Origin of the sequence: Dryocola clanedunensis (assembly GCF_038405435.1) — a bacterium.
Lineage (GTDB): Bacteria > Pseudomonadota > Gammaproteobacteria > Enterobacterales > Enterobacteriaceae > Dryocola > Dryocola clanedunensis_A.
The window spans coordinates 70,477-88,033 of record NZ_JBBYHZ010000001.1; the positions used below are offsets into that span (position 1 = coordinate 70,477).

Annotated in this window: 19 protein-coding genes; 15 read left to right on the plus strand and 4 right to left on the minus strand. The window is 56.1% G+C overall.

From position 1 onward, the window contains the following. The first annotated feature begins 18 nt into the window (after positions 1-18). The 5 genes from AAE045_RS00295 (at position 19) to AAE045_RS00315 (ending at position 3,612) form a co-directional block, all read left to right on the plus strand. Complete coding sequence (locus AAE045_RS00295) at positions 19-1,086, plus strand: ABC transporter permease (RefSeq protein WP_455545990.1); 1,068 nt, start codon at positions 19-21, stop codon at positions 1,084-1,086. Between the two features lie 22 nt (positions 1,087-1,108). After that, positions 1,109-1,906, plus strand: a complete 798-nt coding sequence (locus AAE045_RS00300) for an SDR family oxidoreductase (RefSeq protein WP_455545991.1) — start codon at positions 1,109-1,111, stop codon at positions 1,904-1,906. Positions 1,907-1,954: 48 nt separating this feature from the next. Then, on the plus strand, positions 1,955-2,740 hold the full coding sequence (locus AAE045_RS00305; RefSeq protein WP_455545992.1) for an SDR family oxidoreductase: 786 nt from the start codon (positions 1,955-1,957) through the stop codon (positions 2,738-2,740). 95 nt (positions 2,741-2,835) lie between these two features. Then, positions 2,836-3,363 (plus strand): rhodanese family protein, encoded by a 528-nt coding sequence (locus AAE045_RS00310; protein ID WP_455545993.1) that lies wholly within the window; start codon positions 2,836-2,838, stop codon positions 3,361-3,363. A gap of 69 nt (positions 3,364-3,432) precedes the next feature. Next, a complete protein-coding gene (locus AAE045_RS00315; protein WP_455545994.1) occupies positions 3,433-3,612 on the plus strand; it encodes a hypothetical protein in 180 nt (59 codons plus the stop codon). 106 nt (positions 3,613-3,718) lie between these two features. Here AAE045_RS00315 and AAE045_RS00320 read toward each other — a convergent pair whose 3' ends face one another. Next, on the minus strand, positions 3,719-4,006 hold the full coding sequence (locus AAE045_RS00320; RefSeq protein ID WP_455545995.1) for a DUF2623 family protein: 288 nt from the start codon (positions 4,004-4,006) through the stop codon (positions 3,719-3,721). A 324-nt stretch (positions 4,007-4,330) separates the two neighbouring features. On the opposite strand from AAE045_RS00320, the gene alaE reads away from it, so the two are divergent. Continuing rightward, positions 4,331-4,786 carry an L-alanine exporter AlaE gene (gene alaE / locus AAE045_RS00325; protein WP_455545996.1) on the plus strand — a complete coding sequence of 152 codons (456 nt, stop codon included), beginning with the start codon at positions 4,331-4,333 and terminating at the stop codon, positions 4,784-4,786. Positions 4,787-4,824: 38 nt separating this feature from the next. On the opposite strand, the gene AAE045_RS00330 is transcribed toward alaE, so the two are convergent. Further along, positions 4,825-5,166 (minus strand): YgaC family protein, encoded by a 342-nt coding sequence (locus AAE045_RS00330; RefSeq protein ID WP_455425503.1) that lies wholly within the window; start codon positions 5,164-5,166, stop codon positions 4,825-4,827. Positions 5,167-5,325: 159 nt separating this feature from the next. Here AAE045_RS00330 and AAE045_RS00335 point away from each other — a divergent pair, with 159 nt between their 5' ends. Then, positions 5,326-5,652 (plus strand): DUF883 family protein, encoded by a 327-nt coding sequence (locus AAE045_RS00335; RefSeq protein WP_455545997.1) that lies wholly within the window; start codon positions 5,326-5,328, stop codon positions 5,650-5,652. Positions 5,653-5,726: 74 nt separating this feature from the next. Here AAE045_RS00335 and pdxR read toward each other — a convergent pair whose 3' ends face one another. Beyond that, a complete protein-coding gene (gene pdxR, locus AAE045_RS00340; RefSeq protein WP_455546562.1) occupies positions 5,727-7,058 on the minus strand; it encodes a MocR-like pyridoxine biosynthesis transcription factor PdxR in 1,332 nt (443 codons plus the stop codon). 132 nt (positions 7,059-7,190) lie between these two features. Between pdxR and AAE045_RS00345 the strand changes: the two genes are divergently transcribed. The 5 genes from AAE045_RS00345 to nrdF all read left to right on the plus strand — a co-directional run bounded on the left by AAE045_RS00345 (position 7,191) and on the right by nrdF (position 11,528). Then, the gene (locus tag AAE045_RS00345) at positions 7,191-7,622 is read left to right on the plus strand and encodes a carboxymuconolactone decarboxylase family protein (RefSeq protein ID WP_455545998.1); all 432 of its coding nucleotides are present in this window, start codon (positions 7,191-7,193) and stop codon (positions 7,620-7,622) included. Between the two features lie 170 nt (positions 7,623-7,792). Then, on the plus strand, positions 7,793-8,029 hold the full coding sequence (gene nrdH, locus AAE045_RS00350; protein WP_455545999.1) for a glutaredoxin-like protein NrdH: 237 nt from the start codon (positions 7,793-7,795) through the stop codon (positions 8,027-8,029). Continuing rightward, entirely contained in the window at positions 8,026-8,436 is a 411-nt protein-coding gene (nrdI, locus tag AAE045_RS00355; RefSeq protein WP_455546000.1) for a class Ib ribonucleoside-diphosphate reductase assembly flavoprotein NrdI, read from the plus strand. Before nrdH ends, nrdI begins: the two co-directional genes overlap by 4 nt. Then, positions 8,409-10,556, plus strand: coding sequence for a class 1b ribonucleoside-diphosphate reductase subunit alpha (gene nrdE / locus AAE045_RS00360; RefSeq protein ID WP_455546001.1), 2,148 nt, complete (start codon positions 8,409-8,411; stop codon positions 10,554-10,556). Before nrdI ends, nrdE begins: the two co-directional genes overlap by 28 nt. Before the next feature lie 9 nt (positions 10,557-10,565). After that, the gene (gene nrdF, locus AAE045_RS00365) at positions 10,566-11,528 is read left to right on the plus strand and encodes a class 1b ribonucleoside-diphosphate reductase subunit beta (RefSeq protein ID WP_455546002.1); all 963 of its coding nucleotides are present in this window, start codon (positions 10,566-10,568) and stop codon (positions 11,526-11,528) included. Between the two features lie 125 nt (positions 11,529-11,653). Here the strand turns inward: nrdF and AAE045_RS00370 are convergent, their stop codons facing one another. Then, positions 11,654-13,648 carry a BCCT family transporter gene (locus AAE045_RS00370; RefSeq protein ID WP_455546003.1) on the minus strand — a complete coding sequence of 665 codons (1,995 nt, stop codon included), beginning with the start codon at positions 13,646-13,648 and terminating at the stop codon, positions 11,654-11,656. Between the two features lie 540 nt (positions 13,649-14,188). On the opposite strand from AAE045_RS00370, the gene proV reads away from it, so the two are divergent. From proV to proX, 3 genes are read left to right on the plus strand one after another with little or no spacing between them, the layout of a single operon-like run. Next, positions 14,189-15,391: a glycine betaine/L-proline ABC transporter ATP-binding protein ProV gene (gene proV, locus AAE045_RS00375; RefSeq protein ID WP_455546004.1), complete on the plus strand. Its 1,203-nt coding sequence runs from the start codon at positions 14,189-14,191 to the stop codon at positions 15,389-15,391. Further along, on the plus strand, positions 15,384-16,466 hold the full coding sequence (gene proW / locus AAE045_RS00380) for a glycine betaine/L-proline ABC transporter permease (protein ID WP_455425512.1): 1,083 nt from the start codon (positions 15,384-15,386) through the stop codon (positions 16,464-16,466). The genes proV and proW overlap by 8 nt, the downstream gene beginning before the upstream one ends. Before the next feature lie 57 nt (positions 16,467-16,523). Beyond that, a complete protein-coding gene (gene proX / locus AAE045_RS00385) occupies positions 16,524-17,516 on the plus strand; it encodes a glycine betaine ABC transporter substrate-binding protein (protein WP_455425513.1) in 993 nt (330 codons plus the stop codon). Positions 17,517-17,557 lie beyond the last annotated feature (41 nt).

Here is a 17,557-nt window from a genome sequence, read left to right on the forward strand (position 1 = left end):
TTCAGGCAGGAGCTGCTCATGAACCAGAAATATATGTTGTATATGTACCTGCTGAAAGCGAGAACGTTTATCGCACTTCTTCTTGTCGTCATCTTTTTCAGCGTAATGGTGCCTAACTTTCTGACAACCTCCAATCTGCTGATCATGACTCAGCACGTTGCCATTACCGGGCTGCTGGCTATTGGTATGACGCTTGTGATCCTGACCGGGGGAATCGATCTCTCGGTGGGGGCCGTCGCCGGGATCTGCGGCATGGTGGCGGGCGCACTGTTAACCAACGGTCTGCCTTTATGGAATGGCTCAATCATCTTCTTCAACGTGCCGGAAGTGATTCTGATCGTCGCCGTCTTCGGCATTCTGATCGGGTTTGTTAATGGTACCGTCGTCACCCGTTTTGGCGTTGCGCCCTTTATTTGTACTCTGGGCATGATGTATGTCGCGCGCGGCTCCGCCTTGTTATTCAACGACGGTAGCACCTACGCCAACCTTAACGGCATGGAAGCGCTGGGCAATACCGGCTTTTCAATCCTGGGATCTGGTTCGCTGCTCGGCATTTATATTCCTATCTGGCTGATGGTCGGCTTCCTTCTGCTGAGCCTGTGGCTGACAACCAAAACGCCGCTGGGCCGCTACATCTACGCCATCGGCGGCAATGAGTCCGCCGCTCGCCTGGCCGGCGTGCCGATCGTCAAATCCAAAATCTTTGTCTATGCCTTCTCGGGGCTGTGTGCAGGCATAGTCGGGCTGGTTGTGGCCTCGCAGCTCCAGACCGCGCACCCGATGACCGGCAATATGTTTGAGATGGACGCCATTGGCGCCACGGTGCTGGGCGGCACCGCACTGGCGGGAGGCCGTGGCCGGGTATCCGGGTCGATCATTGGCGCATTTGTCATCGTCTTTCTGGCCGACGGTATGGTGATGATGGGCGTCAGCGATTTCTGGCAGATGGTGATTAAAGGCCTGGTTATCGTCACCGCAGTGATCGTCGATCAATTCCAGCAGCGCCTGCAAAACAAGGTGATTCTGATGCGCCGCCACGAAGAAAAAATGGCCGTCCCCTCAGCGTCACAGCCGACTCAGAGTTAATCAAGAAATTCAGGAGAGATAAATGAACAGAGATTTTCAACACAAAACCGTGGTTATCACTGGTGCCTGCCGGGGCATTGGCGCAGGTATCGCTGAACGTTTTGCCCGCGACGGCGCAAAACTGGTAATGGTTTCTAATGCCGAACGCATTCATGAAACGGCGGACGCGCTGCGCGAGCGTTATCAGGCGGAAATTCTGTCTCTGGTGGTGGACGTCACCGACGAAGCACAGGTGAAAAGCCTGTACGAACAGGCGGCTGCCCGCTTTGGCCATATCGACGTATCGATTCAAAACGCGGGCGTCATCACCATCGATTACTTCGACAGCATGCCAAAAATCGACTTCGAAAAAGTCCTCGCCGTGAATACCACGGCGGTGTGGCTGTGCTGCCGCGAAGCCGCTAAATATATGGTCAAACAAAATCAGGGTCGCCTGATCAACACCTCTTCAGGCCAGGGCCGCCAGGGCTTTATTTATACCCCCCACTACGCGGCCAGCAAGATGGGCGTCATAGGGATCACCCAAAGCCTCGCCCACGAACTTGCTCCCTCAAACATCACGGTGAACGCCTTCTGCCCCGGCATTATCGAAAGCGAAATGTGGGAGTACAACGACCGGGTATGGGGTGAAATTCTCAGCACTGACGCCAAACGCTACGGCAAAGGTGAGCTGATGGCCGAATGGGTTGAGGGCATCCCACTCAAGCGGGCAGGTAAACCAGAAGATGTTGCTGGACTGGTGGCATTTCTGGCCTCTGACGATGCGCGCTATATCACCGGCCAGACGATCAATGTCGATGGCGGGCTGATTATGTCCTGAGGGCAAAGATGCCCCTTCATTTATCAAAGCAGCAGAAAAGGAATACAGATGATCGCAAAAGATTTCTCACAGCAGCTTTTCAATCTCCAGGGTCGAGTCGCTTTCGTGACGGGTGCAGGCAGCGGTATTGGACAGATGATTGCCTGCGGCCTGGCGAGTGCCGGCGCAAATATCGTCTGCTTTGATGTCCGCGAAGACCAGGGCCTGAACGAGACGGTGGACGCCGTTCAGGCTATGGGCCAAAAGGCTTGCCTGTTCGTCGGCGACGTACGCAAACTGAGCGACCTGCGTGAGGCCATGGCGCAGACAAAAAGTCATTTCGGTCGTCTGGACATTGCCGTCAACGCCGCTGGCATTGCTAATGCCAATCCGGCACTGGAAATGGAGGCAGAGCAGTGGCAGCGCGTGATCGACATCAACCTGACGGGCGTATGGAACTCCTGCAAAGCCGAGGCGGAACTGATGCTGGAAAGCGGCAGCGGCTCCATCATTAACATCGCTTCCATGTCGGGAATTATCGTCAATCGAGGTCTGGAGCAGGCGCATTACAACAGCTCGAAAGCAGGTGTGATTCACCTCTCCAAAAGCCTGGCGATGGAATGGGTGAACAAAAACATCCGCGTTAATTCCATCAGCCCTGGATACACGGCAACGCCGATGAATACCCGACCGGAAATGGTGCACCAGACGAAAGAGTTTGAAAGCCAGACGCCGATCCAGCGCATGGCGAAAGTGGAGGAAATGGCGGGCCCGGCTATATTCCTGGCCAGCGACGCCGCGTCTTTCTGTACCGGAGTGGATTTAGTCGTGGATGGCGGGTTTGTTTGCTGGTGATTTTAGCTGGCCGTGCCGTAGCCAGCCTTTCACTTTCCACGGCACTGGTTTAGCATCCTGTTAATTCAAGTTGCACAGGAAGCGTTACGGAGCCTATGACTGTTCAAACCATCTCCCCCGCGGAGGCCAAAGTCCTGCTTGCACAAGGTGCGGCGCTGATCGACATTCGCGAGCGTGACGAGTACGCGCGTGAAAATATTCCCGAGGCGCATCTGCTTTCGCTTTCCGCCATCGATAAGGGAGATCGTCTTGGCCCCTTCGATCCTTTCGACACGGTGATTTTTTACTGCCAGTCCGGGATGCGCACCTCGCAGAATGCACAGAAGCTTGAGGCTGCCGTCGAACCGGCGAAGGTGATGCTGATTGAGGGTGGGCTGAACGCCTGGAAGAAAGAGGGCCAGGAAATTCTGGCAGACAGCTCCCAGCCGCTGCTGGTGATGCGTCAGGTGCAGATTGTGGCGGGTTCGCTCATTCTGGCAGGTGTCGTGCTTGGCTATGCCGTTCATCCGGGGTTCTTCATGCTGTCCGGCTTCGTCGGCGCTGGCCTGCTGTTTGCCGGTATCAGCGGTTTTTGCGGCATGGCCCGCCTTCTGGAAGGCATGCCCTGGAACCGTCGTCGATAGCGGCTGCTTTCTCGCATTAACTGATCTATGGTTAAAGCAGGGTTCCTTCACGAAGATAAGAGGCGAAATATGTTTAAAGCAGGCGATCTCGTCCAGCCGAAAAAAGGCGGACCAAAAATGGAAGTGATTGACGTTCAGGGGGAAGAGGTGACCTGTACGCCAGCGAATATTCTCAGCGGCGAGAAAATCACTTTTAAGGCCTCGGAGCTGGCGTTTTATCAGGAAGAAGGGGATTTCGGCGTCTGCTGACCCCGGCCCTGCTGGCGGGTTACGCCCCGCCAGCCACAAATAAAATATGCCCTGTCCATGTCATCGCCAGTTCTCAACAACCGGGCACTGCGGTATATAGCGCTAATCAATAGCCCTTTTCGTAACCCGCCAAAAAACACTTTACCGCCGCATCGGCATTCACTTCTCTGAAGAAATCCGCCACCAGCTCTTTATCGAGGTTGTAGCGCCTCGTCAGCACGCCAGCTTCCCATGCCGCGCGCTGACGGTTTCCGGTTTGCTCGGAGATACGGTGCGTAAATCCCAGTACAAAGCCTCTTTTATAGTCGGAGCAAAACCGTGCCACCTGAGCGACACTGTCGGCTTCACGCGCTTTTAACCCCGCCATTAACCCTTTACCAAAATGGTTATCCACCCGGTTGCTCCTGCCTTGCAAATCGTTATATACATCATTATATAACGATATTTCTGACCTGGGAAAGGACAAAAACCACCCCCAGCACAACCAATTGATTTTTATTAATAAGATGACTTAAGGGCGAGAAAATCAGGAAAGCGCAGGCGGATCACCCCTTTCAGCGGATTTTATTGACGAAACGGCGATAAATAAAAATTTTGCGCTAATTGCTGAATTAAATGCAGGGATATAATCTACTCATCTTAAATTACTCAAATCATCAAGCTGGTAATCAGCAAGATTACTGGTGTTTATTACTCGTCACATCCCGGAGCCAGAATAATGTTTTCTCCTGAGTCACGCCTGCGCCACGTAGCAGCAGATACTTTTGCTATGGTGGTTTATTGCTCGGTAGTGAACATGATGATTGAGATCTTTCTCTCAGGCATGAGCTTCGACAAGTCCCTCTCTTCACGCCTGGTGGCGGTACCGGTCAATATTTTGATCGCCTGGCCTTACGGCGTCTATCGCGATGCCTGCATGCGTTTTGCACGCCGCTACAGCCGGGCAAGCTGGGTAAAAAACCTGGCGGACGTGCTGGCCTACGTCACCTTCCAGTCCCCGGTTTACGTGCTGATTCTGCTAAGCGTGGGCGCAGACTGGAACCAGATTGCGGCAGCGGTAAGCTCAAATATCGTAGTGTCGATGCTGATGGGGGCGGTTTACGGTTATTTTCTCGACTACTGCCGTCGGCTGTTCCGCCTGAGCGGATACAGTAACGCCAAAGCAGGCGTCTGACCCGGGAGCGTGACTGGCAGCGCTGCCAGTCCTGAAGATTAATGCTCGCCAAACAGCCCTGAAAGGTAACGCTCAAGCGCGATGCGGGAGCTGAAGCCGTGCGGAATACCGTAGTGCTGATGTACGTCACCGGCAAGGTACAGCGGGAACTGCTGATAGTGGTCGCAGGTTTTGATGTCCGTCGCCGGGTCGGCCAGCGACTGGCTGCGCTCTTTCAGCGTCGGATGGATAATCAGCGCGGTGCGCCCCATGCGGGCTTCGCGATTGACGTAAACATAGTTGTCTCCACGGCGATAGCCGTACGCCTTTGGCGTCACTTCATCCATGGTAAAACCAGCTTTTTCCAGTACGCGGGCCACCTCATCAGGTCTTAAATACATATTTTTTCCTCGTCATCTTCTTAGCCAGGCAACCATACATTAACCAGCATTAGCACGGCTTTCGGATTAGTCCATAAAGAAGGTGAAAGTCCGTGACCTGACTCGTTAGTTAACATTATGGTCTACACTGAAAGTCACATCGCAAAAAGGGAGATGCAAATGTTTAACCGTCCAAATCGAAACGAAGTTGATGAAGGTGTAGATGATATTAACCGTGACGTGAACCAGCTGGCGGATACGCTGGAAGAGGTTCTCAAGTCTTTCGGTAGCGATGTTAAAGAGGAAGGCGAAGCGGCGCGCAAAAAGGCTGAATCCCTCCTGAAAGAGACACGCGCCCGTATGCAGGGCCGCGGCCGCGTTAAGCAGGCCGCCTGCGACGCGCTGGGCTGTGCGGATGAATACATTCGCGAAAAACCATGGCAGAGCGTTGGGCTGAGCGCAGCGGTGGGCCTGGTGCTCGGCGCGCTGCTTTGCTCCCGCCGCTAGAGCAGGCTTTGCGCATTCACAGATAGTGATACTCAATGTGCGTCTGACCCCGGTAGCCCTGGCTTCCGGGGTTTTTACGTTATGGCCTGGCGAAGCTTCAGCGCATAACGCCTCGCCATCTCATGCGATGTGACGTTGGTGAAGCTCATCACGATCCCGCCCTCGCCCGCTGGCGTCATTCGCCAGTCGCTTAGCGCCTGCACGGCAAGACCCGCCGCCCGGCCTTTAGCCACCATTGCGCGATCGTCGCCCTGCACGCGCATCACCAGCTGAATGCCTCCCGCCTGCGGGACCACGTCAAATCCCTGCTCCGCCAGCGCGGCCTCCAGCCAGACTCGTCGCTCACCGTAGCACTGGCGCATTTTTTTCAGATGGCGCCAGAAGTGGCCCTCGCGCAGAAAATCGGCAATCGTCTGCTGGATTAATATCGGCACCGTGCAGGGAAGATGCCTGCTCTGGCGCGCAAAGGCGGCCACCTGCCGTTGAGGCACTACCAGCCACGCGGTGCGCAACGCCGGAAACAGCGACTTGCTGAACGTCCCGGCGTAGATCACCCGCTCCGGCCCGTCCAGGCTTTTAACCGGCGGCAGCGGCTTGCCGTGGTAGCGGAATTCGCTGTCGTAGTCGTCTTCGATGATCCAGCTCTGCCGCGCGGACGCCCACTCCAGCAGCTGATGCCGCCGGGTAAGGGAGAGCGCCACGCCCAGCGGGCTTTGGTGCGCGGGCGTTAACAGCGCAAATCGCGCCTCGGGATAATGCTCCAGGCCATAGTCAATCTGCATTCCCTCGCCGTCCACCGGCACCGGATGTAGCGCCATGCCCGCGTCGGCAAATACCGGGCGGACGTAGCGATAGCCGGGATCTTCCAGCCAGATGCCATCGCCCGCTTTCGCCAGCGTCCCGACCACCAGCCGCATGGCGGCCTGAAAGCCCGCGGTAATAAAGATTTGCTCCGGCTGGCAGTCGATGCTGCGCGAAAAGCGCAGGTAGTCCGCTATGGCCTGGCGAAGCGTCGATTCGCCGTTTGCCTCCGGCATCAGCAGATCGTAACGCGTCTGCAGCCGTAACCTTCTGCCCGTCAACCTCGCCCACAGCGCCCTCGGGAAAGCGTCCAGCGCGGGCAGGCCCATCTGAAAAGGCATCGGTGCCCCCTGCGGCTGGCTGGACGCAATGTTTGCGCCGCTGGCCGTCGGGCTTGCGGAGGGGCTGACAAACGTCCCCGCCTGGCCACGCCTCTCCAGCCAGCCCTGAGAAACCAGCTCGCCGTAGGCGTTTTCCACGGTCGCCCGGGCCACGCCCAGCTCCAGCGCCATCGTCCGGCTGGACGGCAGGCGGCTGTCCGCCGCAAGCTCACCGTCGCCAATCGCCTGTCTGATCTGGCGGGCAATCTGCTGGTAGCGGGGAATAGCGTGGTGAGCGTTCACTATCATTGAGACGGGCTTGTTTTTCATGGTCTGCTTTTTTAGTTGATTTATGGCTCTCTCAGGCAGTCCATCATAGTGATAAATTGCCCCCACACCAACATGAGGAGCAACACCATGATCGAATTACGCCAGCCTTACTACGACCTCTCCCCGGCCGTGTTTAAACCTATGCTTCAGGCGCTGAGCGGTCTGGAAGGCAGCTCGCTGGGTTCAACGCTGATTGAGCTGGTTTTCCTGCGCGTGTCGCAGATTAACGGCTGCGCCTACTGCCTGGAGATGCACGCCAAAGCGCTGCGCAAGGACGGCGTAGAGCAGAGCAAGCTGGACGCCCTGGCTGGATGGAAAGTGAGTAATCACTTCAGCGATAAAGAGCGCGCGGCGCTGGCGTGGGCCGAAGCGGTAACGCTGATTACCGAAGGCGGCGCGGACGACGCCGTTTACCGCCCGCTGCTGCAGTTTTTCACCGCTCAGGAGATAAGCGACCTGACCTTCACCGCCAGCCTGATGAACGCCTTTAACCGTCTGGCAATCAGCATGCGGATGTAGATTTTGTGATTTCCCGGTGGATGACGCTATCGCTTGTCCACCCTACAATTTTTCGCCACGCCCTCCGCCGCTCTACATCCCCTTATCTAAAAATACTATATCTTGTACGGTTGAATATCATTTCAACTACATCTAGTATTCACTCATCAACCAACGAGAGAATACGAATCATGCGCATTACTATTTACACGCGTAACGACTGCGTTCAGTGCCATGCAACCAAACGCGCCATCGAAAGCCGTGGCTTTGCCTTTGAGCTGGTGAATCTCGACCAGCGGCCCGAAGCGGCGGACGATCTGCGGGCCATGGGCTTTCGCCAGCTGCCGGTCGTTGTCACCGACCAGGAGAGCTGGAGCGGCTTCCGCCCGGACATGATCAACCGCCTGCGCCTCGTCGCCCACGCATGAGCAGCCTCGTTTACTTTTCAAGCGACTCGGAAAACACCCGGCGCTTCGTCGAACGCCTTGGGCTGCCCGCCCTGCGCATTCCGCTTGAGGTTAAACAGAAGCTGGTCGTGACCGAACCCTATATTTTGATCGTCCCCAGCTACGGCGGCGGCGGGGTTGCGGGCGCGGTGCCGGCTCAGGTCATTCGCTTTTTGAACAACCCTGAAAACCGGGCTTTGCTGCGCGGAGTGATCGCCAGCGGCAACCGCAGCTTCGGGGAAGGGTTCTGTCGGGCGGGCGACGTGATAGCCCAAAAATGCCGGGTGCCGTACCTCTATCGTTTTGAGCTGCTCGGCACCGGACAAGACATCGAAAACGTGCGTAAAGGAGTGAGCGAATTTTGGCTACGACAGAATCAATCCGCGTAACCGCGACCGGGAGCGCGGACTATCACGCGCTCAACGCCATGCTGAATCTTTATGATGCCGATGGCCGCATCCAGTTCGCCAAAGACGAGCTGGCGGTCGAAAAGTTTCATGAGCAGCACGTGCTGCCCCGCACCCGTCAGTATCCCAGCCAGCATGCAAGGCTCAGCGCTCTGGTTGCCGAAGGCTACTACGACGACTCAGTTCTGAAGCGCTACGAGTATGGCTTTGTCGTGGCGCTGTTTGAGAAGGCGCACAACAGCGGCTTCCGCTTCAAAACGTTCCTCGGCGCCTGGAAGTTTTACACCAGCTACACCCTGAAGTCCTACGACGGTAAAGAGTACCTGGAGCACTTCGAGGATCGCGTCTGCATGGTAGCGCTGACGCTTGCACAGGGCAGCGAGAAGCTTGCCTGGCTACTGATGGATGAGATGCTCTCCGGCCGCTTTCAGCCCGCCACGCCAACCTTCCTGAACTGCGGCAAGCAGCAGCGCGGCGAGCTGGTCTCCTGCTTCCTGCTGCGCATCGAAGATAATATGGAGTCGATTGGCCGGGCGGTGAACTCTGCACTACAGCTTTCAAAACGCGGCGGCGGCGTGGCCTTCCTGCTGTCCAATCTTCGTGAAGCTGGCGCGCCGATTAAGCGCATCGAAAACCAGTCCTCCGGCGTGATCCCCATAATGAAAATGCTCGAAGATGCGTTTTCCTACGCCAACCAGCTTGGCGCACGCCAGGGGGCCGGAGCCGTTTATCTGCATGCCCATCACCCTGATATTCTGCGTTTTCTGGATACCAAGCGCGAAAACGCCGACGAAAAAATTCGTATCAAAACGCTTTCCCTCGGCGTGGTCATTCCTGATATCACCTTCCAGTTAGCGAAGGATAATCAGCCGATGGCGCTCTTCTCGCCGTACGACGTGGAACGCCTCTACGGCAAGCCGTTTGGTGATATCGCGGTGAGCGAACGATATGAAGAGATGCTGGCGGACGAGCGCATCCGCAAAACGTTTATCAACGCCCGCGACTTCTTCCAGCGGCTGGCGGAGATCCAGTTTGAGTCCGGCTATCCGTACATCATGTTTGAGGACACGGTTAACCGCGCCAACCCGATTGCCGGGCGCATTAATATGAGCAACCTGTGCTCGGAGATTTTGCAGGTTAACGGCCCGTCCACCTATGACGAAAATCTCGACTACGCGCAGATCGGTAAGGACATCTCCTGCAATCTTGGCTCGCTGAATATCGCTCATACCATGGACTCGCCGAACTTTGGCCGCACGGTAGAGACGGCAATTCGCGGGCTGACGGCGGTCTCGGACATGAGCCATATCCGCTCGGTGCCTTCGATAGATGCCGGGAACGCGGCCTCCCACGCGATTGGCCTCGGGCAGATGAATCTGCACGGCTATCTGGCCCGTGAGGGCATTGCCTACGGCTCGCCGGAGGGGCTGGACTTCACCAATATCTATTTCTACACCATCACCTGGCACGCCGTTCGCGCCTCGAACCTGCTGGCTCAGGAGCGCAGCCAGCGCTTTGCGGGCTTTGAAAACTCCCGCTACGCCAGCGGCGACTATTTCCGCCAGTATCTGGAAGAAGAGTGGCAGCCGAAAACCCAAAAGGTGCGCGAATTGTTTGCCAGGCCGGGGATAGAGATCCCGACGCGGGAACAGTGGCGGCAGCTGCGCGACGACGTGATGAAGCACGGCCTGTACAACCAGAATTTGCAGGCGATTCCGCCGACCGGCTCCATCTCGTATATCAACCATGCGACCTCGAGCATTCACCCTATCGTTTCGCGCATTGAGATCCGCAAAGAGGGCAAAACCGGGCGCGTCTACTACCCCGCCCCGTTTATGACCAACGATAACCTCGAGTTTTATGAGGATGCCTACGACATCGGCCCGGAGAAGATCATTGATACCTACGCCGAGGCCACGCGCCATGTCGATCAGGGGCTGTCGCTGACGCTGTTTTTCCGGGATACCGCCACCACCCGCGATATCAATAAAGCGCAGATTTACGCCTGGAAGAAGGGCATCAAAACGCTCTATTACATTCGCCTGCGGCAGATGGCGCTGGAAGGCACGGAGGTGCAGGGCTGCGTGTCCTGCGCCCTATAAGGAGAGAACATGACGACGCTTGCGCAAATTCAGGCCATTAACTGGAACAAGATCGAGGACGAGAAAGATCTGGAGGTCTGGAACAGGCTGACCAGCAATTTCTGGCTGCCGGAGAAGGTACCGCTGTCTAACGATATTCCGGCGTGGCAGTCGCTGAACCCCGACGAGCAGCAGCTCACGATCCGCGTATTCACCGGCCTGACGCTGCTGGATACCATTCAGAATAACGTTGGTGCTCCGGCGCTGATGGCGGATTCCCTCACCCCGCACGAAGAAGCGGTGCTGTCGAACGTGAGCTTTATGGAGGCGGTTCACGCCCGCTCCTATAGCTCGATTTTCTCGACGCTCTGCCAGACCAAAGACGTGGACGCGGCCTATGCCTGGAGCGAAGAGAACGAACCTTTGCAGCGCAAGGCGCAGATTATCCTCGCCCATTACCACGCGGACGATCCGCTGAAGAAGAAGATTGCCAGCGTGTTTCTGGAATCATTCCTCTTCTATTCCGGCTTTTATCTGCCGATGTACTGGTCCAGCCGGGGCAAGCTGACCAACACCGCCGATCTTATCCGGCTGATTATTCGCGATGAGGCCGTGCACGGTTATTACATCGGTTACAAGTACCAGAAGGCGCTGGCGCAGGAGAGCGCGGAGCGGCAGGAAGAGCTGCAAAACTTCGCCATCGGTCTGCTGCTGGAGCTGTATGAAAACGAGATGGCCTACAGCGAAGCGCTGTATGGCGGCGTGGGCTGGGTCGAAGAGGTGAGCGCGTTCCTGTGCTACAACGCCAACAAGGCGCTGATGAACCTGGGCTATAACGCGCTGTTCCCACCGGAGATGGCGGAGGTTAACCCGGCCATTCTGGCCTCGCTGTCACCCAATGCGGATGAAAACCATGACTTTTTCTCAGGGTCCGGGTCGTCATACGTGATGGGTAAGGCGGTTGAGACGGAGGATGAGGACTGGAATTTTTGATATTGCCTGAGGTGTCTTAAGTGTCGGATGGCGCTGGCGCTTATCCGACATACAAAAACTAATGGGCAACGCTGGCGCTTATCCGACCTAAAAACTGGTGGATAAGCGCAGCGTCATCCGGCTGGTTAACGAACCAGATGCAGGAAGTGCAGGTGCTTCTCGTACTGGTCGAGAATATCGTGGATGATCTGTTCCTGGTTCCAGCCCATCAGATCGTAATCCTGCCCGCCTTCTCTCAGGTGAACCTCACCCCGGTAATATTTCTGTTCGTCGTCGCGCTCTTCTTCGCTCAGGCCAGCCAGCGCAAAGGCGGGCTGGATATAAGCGCGCAGTCGAACCTCATACACGAAGTTAAGATCGTCACCAAAGTCCACTTCGAAACGAATGCGATCGTCTGCGGTATCGTCAATGGCAGAGACGGTATTCTGCTTGGCCAGCTCCGCTTCCACCAGCAGCATCGCCGGATGAACCACTTCGCTGACAAAGCGCTTAACCTGCGAACGCTTCGGGAAGTAGGCGATGTTTCGCAGGCGGCGCTGCCAGGAGATCGGATTGCGGGCAGCGGTTGGCGCGATGGTGGTCATCTGCTGGCTGTCCTGCTTGTAGGCGTCAATGCGTAGCGCTTTCAGCAAACCATAAATCGAGACCAGCAGAATGACGGAGAACGGCAGCGCGCTGGCGATAGTCACCGTTTGCAGCGCCCCCAGCCCACCGGCAATCAGCAGAGCAATCGCTACTGCCCCCATCATGAATGCCCAGAAAATACGCTGCCAGACCGGCGTCTGGTCGGAACCACCGGATGCGAGGGTATCCACCACCATTGCGCCGGAATCCGCAGAGGTGACAAAGAACACCACGACCATTGCCATCGCGATTAGGGACAGAACGGTAGAGAACGGGAAGTGCTCGAGGAAGTTGAACAACGCCAGCGAAACGTCGGACTGCACGGTAGTTGCCAGATCCTTCGCTCCTTTATTCATGATCAGATTAATAGCCGTATTGCCGAACACCGTCATCCACAGCAGCGTAAAGCCGGCCGGAACAAACAGCACGCCCGTTACAAACTCGCGAATGGTACGGCCACGGGAAACGCGGGCGATAAACATGCCGACGAACGGCGACCACGACAGCCACCAGCCCCAGTAGAGCAGCGTCCAGCCGCCCAGCCAGTTGGTGGATTTTGGCTCATAGGCGTAGAGGTTAAAGGTCTTACTGACGATCTCTGAAAGATAGCCGCCGGTATTTTCCACAAAGGATTTCAGGATCAGGACGGTTGGCCCGAGGATCATGACCAGCAGCAGCAGCAGCACGGCAAGACCGAGGTTCAGCTCGGATAAAATACGAATGCCTTTATCCAGCCCGGAGACCACGGACAGCGTTGCCAGACCGGTGATGACCACTATCAGTATCACCTGCACGGTTTCGTTAATTGGCACGCCGAACAGGTGGTTCAGCCCCGCATTGACCTGCAGTACCCCATAGCCGAGCGAGGTAGCGACGCCAAATACCGTGCCGATAACCGCAAAGATGTCCACCGCGTGGCCAATCGGCCCGTAAATCCGGTTGCCAATAATAGGAAAGAGCGCGGAGCGTAACGTCAGCGGCAAACCGTGGCGATAGCTGAAGAAGGCCAGAATCAGTCCGACGATGGCATAAATTGCCCAGGCGTGAAGCCCCCAGTGGAAGAAGGTCAGGCGCATGGCCTGCTTGGCTGCCTCTATGGTTTCCGGCGTGCCGACCGGCGGGTTCAGATAGTGCATCACCGGTTCGGAAACGCCGAAGAACATCAGGCCGATGCCCATGCCCGCAGAGAACAGCATGGCGAACCAGGAGACGTAGCTAAAATCGGGCTGGGCGTGATCCGGCCCAAGCTTGATGTTGCCGTAGCGGGACAGGCCGAGGTAGGTCACGCTAAGAAGGATGAGGGCAACGGCGAGGATATAGAACCAGCTGGCGTTAGTGAAAATGCCCTGCTGCAGCGCTTTGAATTTGCGGTCCGCTAACTCGGGGAAAACGGAAGAAAAAGTAACAAGAACAATGATTAATGCGGCAGAGATAAAAAATACAGGGGGATTTATCTTGCTGCGGCTAACGACGTTTTCCGTATCGTTTTGACTCATAACATACCTTTTGGTTAGTCCGTTAAAGATATCTCTTTAATTGGGTAAAAACCTTTTAACAAACGAAAAAATTGACGCCTGAAAAAGCTGAACCGCAGAGTTTACCATAAAGAAAATCCTAAAATTTTAAAAAGGTCATTCAGAAAAGTCTGTAACGCAGCTACCTGTAGCGACGCGAGTATTCATCAAAGAGAATGGAATATATATGAGCGTTATTTCATAGCAGGTATTGGCGCCATTATTCGCGGCAAACGACAACATTATTTTGAAATAGAGAAAGGCGCGTCACATCACAATTTCGGCAGAATCGCATCCATTCCGACAGAATAAACGGCCGTTGACAAAAAAACCTCGCCTGCTATGGGATTGCTCTTAGCCCCCGCTATCACTGAAAATTTCACCCGCGCAGACTTTGTGGATAATTGCCGTGGCGAGGGTTGAGGGTTGTCTCAGATTCTGAGTATGTTAGGGTATAACCCGGTAAATATTTCCATCAGGAATTGTGTATAGCTAAATTAAATATGGGATTAACTTTATTGCATGGCAATTAAATTAGAAGTGAAGAATTTATATAAAGTATTTGGTGAGCATCCACAGCGCGCATTCAAATATATAGAAAAAGGCCTGAGTAAAGCAGAGATACTGGAAAAGACAGGGCTGTCGCTTGGCGTGAAAGACGCCAGTCTGGCAATTGAAGAAGGCGAGATCTTCGTCATCATGGGGTTATCCGGCTCGGGTAAATCGACCATGGTTCGCCTTCTCAATCGCCTGATTGAACCAACCCGTGGACAGGTGCTGATAGACGGCGTGGACATTGCCAAAATATCAGATTCAGAACTCCGCGAGGTTCGCAAAAATAAGATCTCAATGGTCTTCCAGTCCTTCGCTTTAATGCCGCACATGACCGTACTGAATAATACGGCGTTTGGCATGGAATTAGCGGGCATGCCGGTAGCTGAACGTCAGGAAAAAGCCCTTGACGCATTGCGTCAGGTTGGGCTGGAGAATTATTCCCACGCGTATCCTGATGAACTCTCCGGCGGTATGCGTCAGCGTGTTGGATTAGCCCGCGCGCTGGCCATTAATCCAGACATATTATTGATGGACGAAGCCTTTTCGGCCCTCGACCCGTTAATTCGTACTGAGATGCAGGATGAGCTTGTTAAATTACAGGCGAAGCATCAGCGTACCATCGTCTTTATTTCCCACGATCTTGATGAGGCTATGCGTATTGGCGACCGGATTGCCATTATGCAGGGCGGTGAAGTTGTGCAGGTCGGCACGCCGGATGAAATTCTTAATAATCCGGCCAATGACTACGTGCGCACCTTCTTCCGCGGCGTGGATATCAGCCAGGTCTTCAGCGCAAAAGATATCGCCCGCCGCAGCCCGGCTGGCCTGCTGCGCAAGACCGTCGGCTTTGGTCCGCGCGTGGCCCTGAAGCTGCTGCAGGATGACGACCGTGAATATGGCTATGTCATTGAGCGCGGCCAGAAGTTCCTCGGCATCGTCTCTACCGACTCCCTGAAAGCCGCGCTGGCTAACGGGCTGGGTCTGGATAGCGCGTTTCTGGAATCTCCGGCGCCCGTCTCCGCCGACACGTCACTGAGCGACCTGCTCACCCACGTAGGCCAGGCTCCGTGCGCGGTGCCGGTAGTGGGCGAAGAGAATCAGTACGTGGGCATCATCTCGAAAGGGGTGCTGCTGCAGGCTTTAGACCGTGAGGGGGCAACCAGTGAGTAATTCAGCAAATCCGTGGGATACCGGCAGCGCGGCTGCCGACGCAACAACCAATCAGGCCGCTTCCAGCGCGGATGCGTGGGGCAGCCAGGCAGCATCAGCGCCTGCCGCCAGCGGCGGGTCAGACTGGCTTAATGCCGCCCCTGCTCCGCAGGCCGAACATTTTAATATTCTCGATCCGTTCCATAAGACGCTGATCCCGCTCGACACGTGGGTAACGCACGGCATCGACTGGGTGGTCACTAACTTCCGTCCGGTATTCCAGGGCATCCGCGTGCCGGTGGATTACATCCTCAGCGGCTTCCAGCATTTCCTGCTGGGGATGCCCGCGCCGGTGGCCATAATTATCTTCGCGCTGATCGCCTGGCAGATGTCCAGCCTCGGCATGGGGATCGCCACGCTCGTCTCGCTGGTTGCCATCGGCGCCATCGGGGCGTGGTCCCAGGCGATGGTCACCCTGGCGCTGGTGCTGACCGCCCTGCTGTTCTGCATGATCATCGGGCTACCGCTCGGCATCTGGCTTGCGCGCAGCGAGCGGGCGGCGAAGTTTATCCGACCGCTGCTTGATGCGATGCAGACCACCCCGGCGTTCGTCTATCTGGTGCCGATTGTGATGCTGTTTGGCATCGGCAACGTGCCGGGCGTGGTGGTGACGATTATCTTCGCCCTGCCGCCAATCGTGCGCCTGACCATTCTGGGGATTAAACAGGTGCCGGAGGATCTGATTGAGGCCGCCCGTTCGTTCGGCGCAAGCCCGCATCAGATGCTGTTTAAAGTCCAGCTTCCGCTGGCGATGCCGACCATTATGGCCGGCGTCAACCAGACGCTGATGCTCGCCCTTTCCATGGTGGTTATCGCCTCGATGATTGCCGTAGGCGGCCTTGGCCAGATGGTGCTGCGCGGCATTGGCCGTCTGGATATGGGCCTTGCCACCGTCGGCGGCGTGGGGATCGTGATCCTCGCTATTATTCTTGACCGCCTGACGCAGTCCATTGGCCGCGATTCGCGCAGCCGTGGCAACCGCCGCTGGTACACCACCGGCCCGCTGGGTCTGCTGACCCGTCCCTTCTGTAAATAAGCCTGGCGGCGGCAGCTTTGCCGCCCCTTGCCCCATCACAACAAATAAGGATTAACGATGCGACACACTGCGATCTTAGCCACAGCCCTTGCCACACTCGTTACTACCAGCACCTTTGCCGCCGATCTGCCGGGCAAAGGCATTACCGTTCAGCCGATTCAGAGCACTATCTCTGAAGAGACGTTCCAGACGCTGCTGGTGAGCCGCGCGCTGGAGAAAATGGGCTACACCGTCAATAAGCCAAGCGAAGTGGACTACAACGTGGCCTACACCTCAATTTCCTCTGGCGATGCCACTTTTACCGCCACTAACTGGCAGCCCCTGCACGACGACATGTTTGCCGCCGCCGGTGGAGACAAAAAGTTTTATCGCGAGGGGAATTATGTCGAAGGTGCCGCTCAGGGCTATCTCATCGATAAAAAAACCGCTGAGAAGTACAAAATCAGCAATATTGCCCAGCTCAAAGATCCCAAAATCGCCAAACTGTTCGATACCAACGGCGACGGTAAAGCGGATCTGACCGGCTGCACGCCTGGCTGGGGCTGCGAAGCCGTTATCAACCATCAGATTGAGGCCTTCGGGCTGAGCAATACCGTGGTGCACAACCAGGGTAACTACTCCGCAATGATCGCCGATACCATTACCCGTCATAAAGAAGGTAAGCCGATTCTGTACTACACCTGGACGCCGTACTGGGTGAGCGATGTGATGGTGCCGGGGAAAGACGTGGTCTGGCTGCAGGTGCCGTTCTCTTCCATGCCTGGCGAGCAGAAGGATATCGATACCAAACTGCCTAACGGCGCGAACTACGGCTTCCCGGTGAACACCATGCACATCGTGGCGAATAAAGCCTGGGCGGAGAAAAACCCGCAGGCGGCGAAGCTGTTCAGCCTGATGAAGCTGCCGCTGGCGGATATCAACGCCGAGAATGCCATGATGCATGCCGGTCACGCTTCCGAAGCGGATATTCAGGGCCACGTTGACGGCTGGATCAAAGCGCACCAGGCGCAGTTTGACGGCTGGGTGAAAGAAGCTTTAGCCGCTAAGTAACGTTTCAGACACCCCCTCACTCTGCCCCTCCCCCCTCCAGG

Bases quoted from the DNA above. Each gene is read 5' to 3' on its own strand.
- AAE045_RS00345 (WP_455545998.1), top strand. From the start codon at position 7,191: ATGATCGAATTACGCCAGCCTTACTACGACCTCTCCCCGGCCGTGTTT.
- AAE045_RS00315 (WP_455545994.1), top strand. From the start codon at position 3,433: ATGTTTAAAGCAGGCGATCTCGTCCAGCCGAAAAAAGGCGGACCAAAA.
- AAE045_RS00335 (WP_455545997.1), top strand. From the start codon at position 5,326: ATGTTTAACCGTCCAAATCGAAACGAAGTTGATGAAGGTGTAGATGAT.
- AAE045_RS00300 (WP_455545991.1), top strand. From the start codon at position 1,109: ATGAACAGAGATTTTCAACACAAAACCGTGGTTATCACTGGTGCCTGC.
- nrdF (WP_455546002.1), top strand. From the start codon at position 10,566: ATGACGACGCTTGCGCAAATTCAGGCCATTAACTGGAACAAGATCGAG.
- nrdI (WP_455546000.1), top strand. From the start codon at position 8,026: ATGAGCAGCCTCGTTTACTTTTCAAGCGACTCGGAAAACACCCGGCGC.
- AAE045_RS00370 (WP_455546003.1), bottom strand. From the start codon at position 13,648: ATGAGTCAAAACGATACGGAAAACGTCGTTAGCCGCAGCAAGATAAAT.
- AAE045_RS00330 (WP_455425503.1), bottom strand. From the start codon at position 5,166: ATGTATTTAAGACCTGATGAGGTGGCCCGCGTACTGGAAAAAGCTGGT.
- proV (WP_455546004.1), top strand. From the start codon at position 14,189: ATGGCAATTAAATTAGAAGTGAAGAATTTATATAAAGTATTTGGTGAG.
- alaE (WP_455545996.1), top strand. From the start codon at position 4,331: ATGTTTTCTCCTGAGTCACGCCTGCGCCACGTAGCAGCAGATACTTTT.
- nrdH (WP_455545999.1), top strand. From the start codon at position 7,793: ATGCGCATTACTATTTACACGCGTAACGACTGCGTTCAGTGCCATGCA.
- AAE045_RS00295 (WP_455545990.1), top strand. From the start codon at position 19: ATGAACCAGAAATATATGTTGTATATGTACCTGCTGAAAGCGAGAACG.
- proX (WP_455425513.1), top strand. From the start codon at position 16,524: ATGCGACACACTGCGATCTTAGCCACAGCCCTTGCCACACTCGTTACT.
- AAE045_RS00310 (WP_455545993.1), top strand. From the start codon at position 2,836: ATGACTGTTCAAACCATCTCCCCCGCGGAGGCCAAAGTCCTGCTTGCA.
- AAE045_RS00305 (WP_455545992.1), top strand. From the start codon at position 1,955: ATGATCGCAAAAGATTTCTCACAGCAGCTTTTCAATCTCCAGGGTCGA.